Source organism: Methylobacterium sp. CCH5-D2, assembly GCF_001556475.1.
GTDB lineage: Bacteria > Pseudomonadota > Alphaproteobacteria > Rhizobiales > Beijerinckiaceae > Methylobacterium > Methylobacterium hispanicum.
In genome coordinates, this window is sequence record NZ_LSIX01000846.1 from 1 (window position 1) to 9902 (window position 9902).

The following is a 9902-nucleotide window of genomic DNA, read 5'->3' on the forward strand; positions in this document are numbered from 1 at the left end:
CCCGCCGGCGCGGGGCCGGCGGGTCGCCGTTCGGGTCGTGGTCGTCGGAAGACCGGAAGCGGACGAGCCCGGGCAGCCAGTGGACTGGGCAGCCAGGCCGCGCGTCGGGCGCGCGATCACCGGTCGACAGAACGATTACAACCTCTCCTGCCGTCAGGGACTAAGCAGAAAGCCGCCAAAATCAAGACGAAACCGGGAGATAGCCCCGGATCGCCGGCGCCGTCCCCACGGATTCGGGTCCTCCGGCCCGCCTAATCGGCCGGCTCGAAGTTCAACGCCACGCCGTTCATGCAGTAGCGCAGGCCGGTCGGGGCCGGGCCGTCGTCGAAGACGTGGCCGAGATGGCCCTTGCAGCGGGCGCAGTGCACCTCGGTGCGCACCATCCAGTGGCTGCGATCGACGGTGGTCTCGACGGCCCCGGGCAGGGGCTCGAAGAAGCTCGGCCAGCCGGTGCCCGACTCGAACTTCGTGCCCTGCTCGAAGAGCGGCGCGCCGCAGCCCGCGCAGGTGAAGGTACCGGCCCGCTTCTCGGCCAGCAGGCAGCTCGTGCCGGCCCGCTCGGTGCCGTGCTCGCGCAGCACCCGGTACTGGTCCGGGGTGAGCGCGTCGCGCCACTCGGCGTCGCTGCGGGTCTCGGGGGCGCTCGTCGCGTCGGTCGCGGCCATCGGATCCTCCATGTCTGTCGCGGCAGATATGGCGCCTCGGGCGGGCCGGCGCGAGTCGTCACGCCGCCGCGCCGAGGGAATCGGCCATGCGCGCCTCGCGCAGACCCATCGGCAGGGCCGGGCCGGTCGTGGTGTCGATCGCGGTCTGGTGCTCGATCTCCGCGTTGATCTCGCCGCCGAGCAGCACGATCGTCGAGGAGATCCAGATCCAGGTCATGAAGCCGATGACCGCGCCGAGCGATCCGTACGTCTCGTTGTAGTTGCCGAAATTGGTCACGTACCAGGAGAACAGCAGCGAGGCCACGAGCCAGAGCAGGCAGGCCACGACGCTGCCGACACCGACCCAGCGCCAGCGCGCGTGCTCGCGGCTCGGGCCGTAACGGTAGAGCACCGAGAGGCCGGCGAGCAGGACGAGCAGGAGCGCCGGCCAGCGCAGCGCCGCGATGAGCCACGCGCTGTTGCTGATCCCCACGAAGGTGAACACCACCGGCAGGACCACGATCGACGTCAGCGCCAGGATGATGAAGACGAGCGCGCCGACCGTAAAGGTGAGCGAACGCAGGTTCAGCATGAGGAAGCTGCGCTTCTCCTCCTCCTCGTAGACAACGTTGAGCGCGTCGAACATCGCCTTCATGGCGGCGTTCGCGCTCCAGAGCGAGAGCGCGAGGCTCGTCAGGAAGGTGAAGCTCAGCGCGCCGCCGCCCTTCGCGGTGATGCGCTTGACCTGTTCGCCGATGATGTCGATCGCGCCGGAGGGCAGCACGCCCTGCATCGCGGCGAGGTGCTCGTTGATCACGTTGGCATCCGCGACCAGGCCGTAGCAGGAGACCAGCGCGGCGATCGCGGGAAACAGCGAGAGGAGCGAGTAGAAGGTCACGCCCGCCGCGACCGAGAGGACCCGGTCCTTGTTGAACTCGAGGTAGACCCGGTAGACGATGTCCTTCCAGCCGTTCTGCGGGATCTCGTCCGGGCGTTTGGCACCGCGTCCGCGCTCGGGCTGCGTCGCGGCCACCAGCGCCGCCGAGCGGCCGGTATAGGAGCGCGCCCCGGTCTCGCCGCGCTCGGGCGGCTCGAGGGCCGCGTCGTCGGGGCCGCGCCTCGGTGCGAGCGCGAGGGCGATCAGGGCGGAGCCCAGAAGCATCGTCCACAGCACCGACGCGGGGGCGCCCTCCGGCGTTGCAGACGGGCGTGGATCTTGGGCTGTCATGGGGCAGTCGAGCACCGGCATGCGCGTGGGCGCGCACGGGTGCCAAACGTCGCCGTAGGGCGGGGTGTTCCGAGCGGGCGTGTGGACGCGCGCGTCAGCCCGCGTAGAGCCCTGCATACTCCTCGCGCAGGCGGTTCTTCTGAACCTTGCCCATGGTGTTGCGGGGCAGTTCCGCCGCGAAGAGCACCCGCTTCGGACATTTGAACTTGGCGAGCCGCCCTTCGAGATGAGCGAGGATCGCGGCCTCGTCCGGCGCGTTCTCGCCCGGCACCACCACCGCCGTGACGCCCTCGCCGAAATCCGGGTGGTTCAGCCCGATCACCGCCGACTCGACCACGCCCGGCATCGCGTCGATCTCGGTCTCGACCTCCTTCGGGTAGACGTTGAAGCCGCCCGTGATGATCAGGTCCTTGCCGCGCCCGACGATGTGGACGTAGCCGTCGGGGTCGATCTTGCCGAGGTCGCCCGTGATGAAGAACCCGTCCGCCCGGAACTCGGCGGCCGTCTTCTCGGGCATGCGCCAGTAGCCCTGGAAGACGTTCGGGCCCTTCACCTCGATCATGCCGACCGTGTCGGCCGGCAGCGCCCGGCCGGTGTCGGGATCGACCACCCGGATCGACACGCCCGGCAGGGGCAACCCGACCGTGCCGGCAACCCGCGCGCCCTCGTAGGGATTCGAGGTGCTCATGTTGGTCTCGGTCATGCCGTAGCGCTCGAGGATGGCGTGGCCCGTGCGGGCCTGCCACGCGCGGTGCGTCTCGGCGAGCAGCGGCGCCGAGCCGGAGACGAACAGGCGCATGTGCCCGGTCGCCTCGCGGTTCAGGCCGGGCTCCTTCAGCAGCCGGGTGTAGAAGGTCGGTACGCCCATCATGGCCGTCGCCCGCGGCATCAGCTTAAGAATCAGCTTCGCATCGAGCCGGGGCAGGAACAGCATCGTCCCGCCCGACACCAGCACCGTGTTGGTGGCCACGAAGAGCCCGTGGGTGTGGAACACCGGCAGCGCGTGGATCAGCACGTCGTCGGGCGTGAAGCGCCAGTATGCCCTGAGCGTCCGGGCGTTCGAGGCGAGGTTCTCGTGGGAGAGCATCGCGCCCTTCGAGCGCCCGGTGGTGCCCGAGGTGTAGAGAATCGCGGCGAGGTCGTCCGGGCCCCGTTCCACGTCGGCGAACTCGGCCGTGCCGGCCCGGTCCGCGGCCTCGGCGACGCTGCCGTGCCCCGAGGCGTCGAGGGTGAGCATGTGGCCGACGCCGGCCTTCGCGGCGACGTCGGCCAGCGCATCGCGCTTGCCCGGATCGCAGACGAAGATTGCGGGCTCCGCATCGCCCAGGAAGTAACCGATCTCGGCCGCCGTGTAGGCGGTGTTGAGCGGCAGGAAGACCGCGCCGGCCCGCACGACGCCGAGATAGAGGAACACCACCTCGGCGCTCTTCTCGACCTGCACGGCGACGCGGTCGCCCGGCCGCACGCCGAGCCCCCGAAGCGCCGCCGCGTACGCACCCGAGCGCGCCAGGAGGTCGGCGTAGCTGTAGGTGCGCCCGTCCTGCGTCTCGATGAAGGTCTTGGCGGGGTCGGCGGGCAGGCTCTCCCGCACGAGGGCGAACAGATGATTCGTCATGGCGGCGAGCCCTAGCACAGCCGCGCCCGCGCGCCAGCGGGGGCGACGGTGCCCTCCCGAGCCTACTTCGCTTCCGTGCCGGGCTGGCGGCCCGGCAGCTCGCCGGGCTTGATCACCGGCATCGAGCCGCCCTCCGTCTCCGGCGGCTTCACCACCATGCCCTCGGCGGCGTTGCCGGGCGGCTTGATCACGCCGTCGTTCCTCTGGAGCTTGTCGCTCAGATTCTGGTCCTTGGGCGGCGCGTCGGCCTCGGGGCGGACCCGGTCCGGCGGCGTCTGGTTCTGGGGCGGTAGCGCCGGATCGGTGTCGCGGTTCCTCAGGGGCGCGTCGGGGTTCTGCGCGAGCGCGGCCGATGCCCCGAGGGCGAACGCCCCGGCGGCGAGCCCGGTCAGGATCTTGCGCATCTCGAATCTCTCTCAGGCCTCACGTACGGCAGGGGGAACGAGGCCTGAGAGGATCCGTTCCGAGATCAGCCCGCGCGGGCCATCTCGATGTAGAGCGCGCGCAAACGGCGGCCGAGCGGTCCGGGCCGGCCGTCGCCGACCGCCGCACCGTCGATCTCGACCACCGGCATCACGAAGGACGAGGCGCTGGTGTAGAAGGCTTCCTGCGCGGCGCGCGCCTCCTCCACCGAGAACAGCCGCTCCTCCACCACGAGGTCGGCCTCCGCCGCGAGCCGCAGCACCGCCGCCCGGGTGATGCCCGGCAGCAGCGCCGTCGAGAGCGGGCGGGTGACGAGGCGGCGATCCTGCGTGACGATGAAGGCCGTCGAGGACGAGCCCTCCGTCACCGCGCCGTCCTCGACCATCCAGGCCTCGGACACGCCGGCCGCGACCGCCGCCTGCTTGGCGAGCACCTGGGCGAGCAGGGCCACCGACTTGATGTCCCGTCGCTTCCAGCGGATGTCCTCGACGGTGATCACCTTGGCGCCGCGCTCGGCCAGCGGGTTGGCCGCCACCGTCTTGGCTTGCGTGAACATCACCACGGTGGGGGCGGTGTCGGCGGGCGGGAAGCCGAAATCGCGCTCGTACACACCGCGGGTCACCTGCATGTAGACCAGCCCCTCGGCGAGCCCGTTGCGCGCGACGAGCTCCGTCTCCAGCCGCTCCCACTCGTCCAGGCTGTGCGGGTTGCGGATGCCGATCTCGCCGAGCGACCGGTCGAGGCGGGCCAGATGCGCGGCGTTGTCCACCAGCCGGCCATCGAGCACCGCCGAGACCTCGTAGATGCCGTCCGCGAACAGGAAGCCGCGGTCCATCACCGGGACCTTGGCCTCCTCGAAGGGCAGGAACGCGCCGTTGAGGTAGACGATGCGGGGAGTGGTCACGGCGGGTCCGGCCTCTGGCTGTTGGTCGTGCAGACGTGCGTAGCAGGATTCGTGCGGAGAGCGCGTCAGGCCTCGCCGAACACCCTCTGGAAGATCGTGTCCACGTGCTTCAGGTGATAGCCGAGGTCGAAGCACTCTTCGATCTGCTCGGGCTTCAACGCCGCGGTGACCTCCGGGTCGGCCTTGAGCAGGGTGAGGAAGTCGCCCTCGCCGCGCCAGACCGGCATCGCGTTGCGCTGGACCAGCCGGTAGGAATCCTCGCGCGAGACGCCGGCCTGGGTCAGCGCCAGCAGGACCCGCTGCGAGTGGACGAGGCCGCCGAGGCGGTCGAGGTTCCGCTGCATGTTGGCCGGGTAGATCAGCAGCTTGTCGATCACGCCGGTCATGCGGGCGAGCGCGAAGTCGAGGGTCACGGTCGCGTCCGGGCCGATCATGCGCTCGACCGAGGAATGCGAGATGTCCCGCTCGTGCCAGAGCGCCACGTTCTCCATCGCGGGGATGCTGTAGCCGCGCACCATCCGGGCGAGGCCGGTGATGTTCTCGGTGAGCACGGGATTGCGCTTGTGAGGCATCGCGGAGGAGCCCTTCTGGCCCTCCGAGAAGAACTCCTCGGCCTCCAGCACCTCGGTCCGCTGCAGGTGGCGCACCTCGATGGCGAGGCGCTCCAGCGAGGAGGCGACGACGCCGAGCGTGGCGAAGAACATCGCGTGCCGGTCGCGCGGGATCACCTGCGTGGAGACGGGCTCGGGGCTCAGGCCCATCTGCTTGGCGACATATTCCTCCACCCGCGGGTCGATGTTGGCGAAGGTGCCGACCGCGCCCGAGATCGCGCAGGTCGCGACCTCCTCGCGGGCGGCGACGAGCCGGGCACGGTTGCGGGCGAACTCGGCGTAGGCCTGGGCGAGCTTCAGCCCGAAGGTCACCGGCTCGGCGTGGATGCCATGCGAGCGTCCGATGGTCGGCGTGCTCTTGTGCTCGAAGGCCCGGCGCTTGAGCGCGGCAAGCAGCGCGTCCACGTCGGCGATCAGGATGTCGGCCGCGCGCACCAGCTGCACGTTGAGGCAGGTGTCGAGCACGTCCGACGAGGTCATGCCCTGATGCACGAAGCGGGCGTCCGGCCCGACGATCTCGGCCAGATGCGTCAGGAAGGCGATGACGTCGTGCTTCGTCACCGCTTCGATCGCGTCGATCCGGGCGACGTCGAACTGGGCGTCTCGCCCCTTCGCCCAGATCGTCTCGGCGGCGGCTTTCGGCACGACGCCGATCTCGGCGAGCGCGGTGGTGGCGTGCGCCTCGATCTCGAACCAGATCCGGAAGCGGGTCTCCGGCGTCCAGATCGCGCTCATCGCGGGGCGAGAATAGCGGGGGATCATGCGGGCGCCTCGATCAGTCCAGTGCGTGCAGGGCCGCGCCCCGGAGGACGCCGCCCGATGCGCGGCGCCTAGCACGCGGACCCGGCAGGCTCAACGCATCCGGGCGCCGGGCTCGGCCGCGCCCCGGATGTTGCCGGCCGGCAACATCCGGACAGGTTCGGCGATGGGTCGGGATTAGCCTCGGAGCGGGGGCGGACGGAGGTCCGGCCCCTGTATGAACGGCTTAGCCTGAAAGTTAGATTATGACTTAGAATAGATTTAAAAGAGATCTCGATTTCGTACTCGCACGATGAATTGCGAATTTGCGCGCATTCGGTATCCGGCACCCCAGAGATCGGAAGAAGACCTGCGGTCGATCAGAGTCTCGATGACGCGTTCTGAAGGGGTACGGGAGTGAAGACTGGAATCTGCGCGCTGACGACGGCTCTGCTGGCCGGGACCGCCCTCACCACCGGGGCACACGCGCAGGTGCGACCAGCGCCAGCCTCCGAGGCGGAGACGGCCGTCACCCTCGACCAGCTCAGCGTGGAGAACGCGGTCGGGCAGCTGGGACCGCAGGGCGGCGTCACGGTCGGCTACCTGACGAAGCAGACACGCACGGCCACCAAGACCGCGACGCCGCTGCTCGACACGCCGCAATCCGTCACCGTGGTGACGCGTGAGCAGATCACCGACCAGAACTTCCAGAACCTGACCGACCAGCTCCGCTACGTGCCCGGCGTCATCCCGGCGCAGGGCGAGAGCAACCGCGACCAGGCGATCATACGCGGCCAGAGCACGAGCGCCGACTTCTTCGTCAACGGCGTGCGCGACGACGTGCAGTACTACCGCGACCTCTACAACATTGAGCGCGTCGAGGTGCTGAAGGGCCCCGACTCTCTCATCTTCGGCCGCGGCGGCGGGGGCGGCGTCATCAACCGCGTCCTGAAGGAGGCCGACGGCGCTCGCGTCCGGCAGGTCACCGCCGGGGGCGGCCAGTTCGGCGACAAGCGCCTCACGGTCGATGTCGGCGACCGCTTCAGCGACGACGCCTTCTTCCGCCTGAACGGGATCTTCGAGGATTCCGGCACCTACCGGCAGTTCGGCGAGCTGACGCGCTACGGCGTCAACCCGACCATGACGTTCCTGCTCGGCCCGCAGACGACGCTGCGGCTCTCCTACGAGTACTTCCACGACGACCGCTTCCCCGATCGCGGCATCCCCTCGCAGTTCGGGCGCGCCTACAATTACCGCAACAATATCCGCACCTTCTTCGGCAACCCGGACGTGAACTTCACGAAGGTCGACGCCCACATCGCGACGGCCACCCTCGATCACCTGTTCGATTCGGGCGTCGAGCTGCACAGCCAGCTGCGCTTCGCCGACTACAACCGGTTCTACGCCAACACGCTGCCGGGCAGTGCCGTCAACGCGGCCGGCACCAGCGTGACGATCACCGGCTACCGCAACGAGACGGACCGGACGAATTATTTCAGCCAGAACGACTTCACCTACAAATTCCTCACCGGCGACATCAAGCACACGCTGCTGGGCGGGTTCGAGCTCGGCTACCAGGAGGGCCTGACCTACCGGCAGAGCGCGCTGTTCGGCTTCGGCAATAACCTCGCGTCGAGCGTGACCGTGAACCCGCTCTCGCCGATCACCCGCGTGCCGGTGACCTTCCGCAACAACGGCGGCTCGGATGCCAATGCGCGCTACGACCTCGGCCTCGCCGCCGTCTACGCCCAGGACCAGATCGAGCTGAACCCCTACGTGCAGGTCGTCGGCGGCTTGCGCTACGACCACTTCGACTTCGCGGCGCGCAACCAGAACAACGGGGTCACGTATCAGCGGATCGACGACCTCGTGTCGCCGCGCGCCGGCCTCGTGATCAAGCCGCTGCCGAACCTCGCCTTCTACGGCAGCTACAGCGTGTCCTACCTGCCGAGTTCCGGCGACCAGATCGGTAACTTCACGCCGGGCCTCGTCATCGCCCAGCCGGAGCGGTTCCAGAACCTCGAGGTCGGCGCGAAGTACGACGTCAGCCCGACCTTCCAGCTCACGGCCGCGGGCTACACCCTCGACCGGACCAACCAGCGCCTGCCGGACCCAAACAATGCCGGCTTCTTCATCCTGTCGGGCCGGACGAACACGCGGGGGTTCGAGATCGGTGCCAACGGCTACGTCACCGACTGGTGGCAGGTCGCGGGCGGCTACGCCTTTACGGACGCGCGCATCGAGAGTGCGACCTCGGCCACGATCCTGGCCGGCAACACGGTCGGGCTCGTGCCGTTCAATTCGGTCTCGCTGTGGAACAAATTCGCGCTGACGCCGGAATTCTCGGTCGGCATCGGCTACATCTACCAGACGCACACCTTCGCGTCGTCCGACGACACGGTGCGGCTGCCGGGCTATTCCCGCTTCGATCTCGGGCTGTTCTATCAGATCAACGAATCGACGCGGGCGCAGCTCAACATAGAGAACCTGTTCGACCGGCGTTACATCTACACGGCCGACAACAACAACAACATCACGCCCGGCGCCCCGCGCACCATCCGGGCACAGGTCATCGTCCGATTCTGAGGGAAGGCGCGCCTCGGCCCTTGGGATCCATGAACGCCGCGGCTTCAGGACGAGAAACCTCGGTCTGTCCGAGTCCCGGGTTCCGCTACGCGGCCCCGGGATGAGGGCGAGGAGGCGGCAGCAACGGACCGATCGGCCGGGATCAGCCGCCGATGAGCAGGACGGCGACGGCCCGGTCGATCGAGAGGTAGAACAGCCCGAAGGCGACGAGCGCGGCGGCGGCGAACTCGATGGCGACGTTGCCGAGCGTCTGCGAGCGGCGCAGCACCTCGCGGCCGAAATAGACCGAGAGCCACGCCACGGTGAGAACCATCGGCATCACGAAGAGGAAGGACCACGTGCTCTCGACGCGACCGAGGCCGGCGGGATCGACCAGCGGCCGGATGTTGCGCACCCAGGGGGCGTCCAGGGCAGCGTAGAGGGCCGTCACCCAGGCGAGCGACACCGCGACACCGAGATGGAAGGTGAAGATGCGATGCAGGCGCGAGAAGTCGTCGCTGACGTGATCGATCGTGGTCAAAGCGTCCCCCGAATTCAGTGGAGACCCCGCGACGGTGCTCTGACGGCACCGTTCGCGGGGCGCTGAACCCGGAATGACGGCGGAATCGGCTGTTTCTATGACGCCCTCAGGCCGGATCGGCCTTATTGGCGGCCTCGGGTTTGCCGGATCGCATCAGCGCGACGAAGCGCTCGAACAGGTAGTGGCTGTCGCGGGGCCCGGGCGAGGCCTCCGGATGGTGCTGCACCGAGAAGGCCGGGCGGTCGGTCAGCGTCAGGCCGCAATTCGATCCGTCGAAGAGCGAGACGTGGGTCTCGACCGCGTTGCCCGGCAGGCTCTCCGGATCGACCGCGAAGCCGTGGTTCATCGAGACGATCTCGACCTTGCCGGTGGTCTTGTCCTTCACCGGATGGTTCGCGCCGTGATGGCCCTGGCCCATCTTCACGGTGCGCCCGCCGAGCGCGAGGCCCATGAGCTGGTGACCGAGGCAGATGCCGAAGGTCGGCACACGCTCGTCGAGGAGTTGGCGGATCACCGGCACGGCGTACTGGCCGGTCGCGGCCGGGTCGCCCGGGCCGTTCGACAGGAACACGCCGTCGGGCTTGAGCGCCATGATCTCCTCGGCGGTGGTGGTGGCGGGCACCACCGTGACGT

9 protein-coding genes are annotated in these 9902 nt (G+C 68.9%); 1 reads left to right on the forward strand and 8 read right to left on the reverse strand.

Annotated features, from left to right (window positions below; all coding sequences use genetic code 11):
* Nucleotides 1–251 precede the first annotated feature (251 nt).
* The 6 genes from msrB to purB form a co-directional block, all read right to left on the reverse strand.
* Nucleotides 252–665: a peptide-methionine (R)-S-oxide reductase MsrB gene (gene msrB, locus AX737_RS22295; RefSeq protein WP_066925026.1), complete on the reverse strand. Its 414-nt coding sequence runs from the start codon at nucleotides 663–665 to the stop codon at nucleotides 252–254.
* A gap of 58 nt (nucleotides 666–723) precedes the next feature.
* Complete coding sequence (locus tag AX737_RS22300) at nucleotides 724–1806, reverse strand: YihY/virulence factor BrkB family protein (RefSeq protein WP_238229883.1); 1083 nt, start codon at nucleotides 1804–1806, stop codon at nucleotides 724–726.
* A 160-nt stretch (nucleotides 1807–1966) separates the two neighbouring features.
* Nucleotides 1967–3487 carry a malonyl-CoA synthase gene (locus AX737_RS22305; RefSeq protein WP_066925030.1) on the reverse strand — a complete coding sequence of 507 codons (1521 nt, stop codon included), beginning with the start codon at nucleotides 3485–3487 and terminating at the stop codon, nucleotides 1967–1969.
* A gap of 62 nt (nucleotides 3488–3549) precedes the next feature.
* Nucleotides 3550–3891 (reverse strand): hypothetical protein, encoded by a 342-nt coding sequence (locus AX737_RS22310; protein ID WP_066925018.1) that lies wholly within the window; start codon nucleotides 3889–3891, stop codon nucleotides 3550–3552.
* A gap of 65 nt (nucleotides 3892–3956) precedes the next feature.
* Nucleotides 3957–4814, reverse strand: coding sequence for a D-amino-acid transaminase (locus tag AX737_RS22315; protein ID WP_066925020.1), 858 nt, complete (start codon nucleotides 4812–4814; stop codon nucleotides 3957–3959).
* A 65-nt stretch (nucleotides 4815–4879) separates the two neighbouring features.
* Nucleotides 4880–6187 (reverse strand): adenylosuccinate lyase, encoded by a 1308-nt coding sequence (gene purB / locus AX737_RS22320; protein ID WP_066925022.1) that lies wholly within the window; start codon nucleotides 6185–6187, stop codon nucleotides 4880–4882.
* A gap of 393 nt (nucleotides 6188–6580) precedes the next feature.
* Between purB and AX737_RS22325 the strand changes: the two genes are divergently transcribed.
* The gene (locus AX737_RS22325) at nucleotides 6581–8749 is read left to right on the forward strand and encodes a TonB-dependent siderophore receptor (protein ID WP_082773236.1); all 2169 of its coding nucleotides are present in this window, start codon (nucleotides 6581–6583) and stop codon (nucleotides 8747–8749) included.
* Between the two features lie 142 nt (nucleotides 8750–8891).
* Here the strand turns inward: AX737_RS22325 and AX737_RS22330 are convergent, their stop codons facing one another.
* Both AX737_RS22330 and AX737_RS22335 read right to left on the reverse strand, forming a co-directional pair.
* The gene (locus AX737_RS22330) at nucleotides 8892–9269 is read right to left on the reverse strand and encodes a hypothetical protein (protein WP_066925024.1); all 378 of its coding nucleotides are present in this window, start codon (nucleotides 9267–9269) and stop codon (nucleotides 8892–8894) included.
* 106 nt (nucleotides 9270–9375) lie between these two features.
* Nucleotides 9376–9902: gamma-glutamyl-gamma-aminobutyrate hydrolase family protein (locus tag AX737_RS22335; RefSeq protein ID WP_197430687.1), on the reverse strand; the 527-nt coding region annotated here is incomplete at its 5' end.

Excerpts from the sequence above, each read along its gene's own strand:
- AX737_RS22300 (WP_238229883.1), bottom strand. The coding sequence starts at position 1,806 with ATGCTTCTGGGCTCCGCCCTGATCGCCCTCGCGCTCGCACCGAGGCGC.
- purB (WP_066925022.1), bottom strand. The coding sequence starts at position 6,187 with ATGATCCCCCGCTATTCTCGCCCCGCGATGAGCGCGATCTGGACGCCG.
- AX737_RS22310 (WP_066925018.1), bottom strand. The coding sequence starts at position 3,891 with ATGCGCAAGATCCTGACCGGGCTCGCCGCCGGGGCGTTCGCCCTCGGG.
- msrB (WP_066925026.1), bottom strand. The coding sequence starts at position 665 with ATGGCCGCGACCGACGCGACGAGCGCCCCCGAGACCCGCAGCGACGCC.
- AX737_RS22305 (WP_066925030.1), bottom strand. The coding sequence starts at position 3,487 with ATGACGAATCATCTGTTCGCCCTCGTGCGGGAGAGCCTGCCCGCCGAC.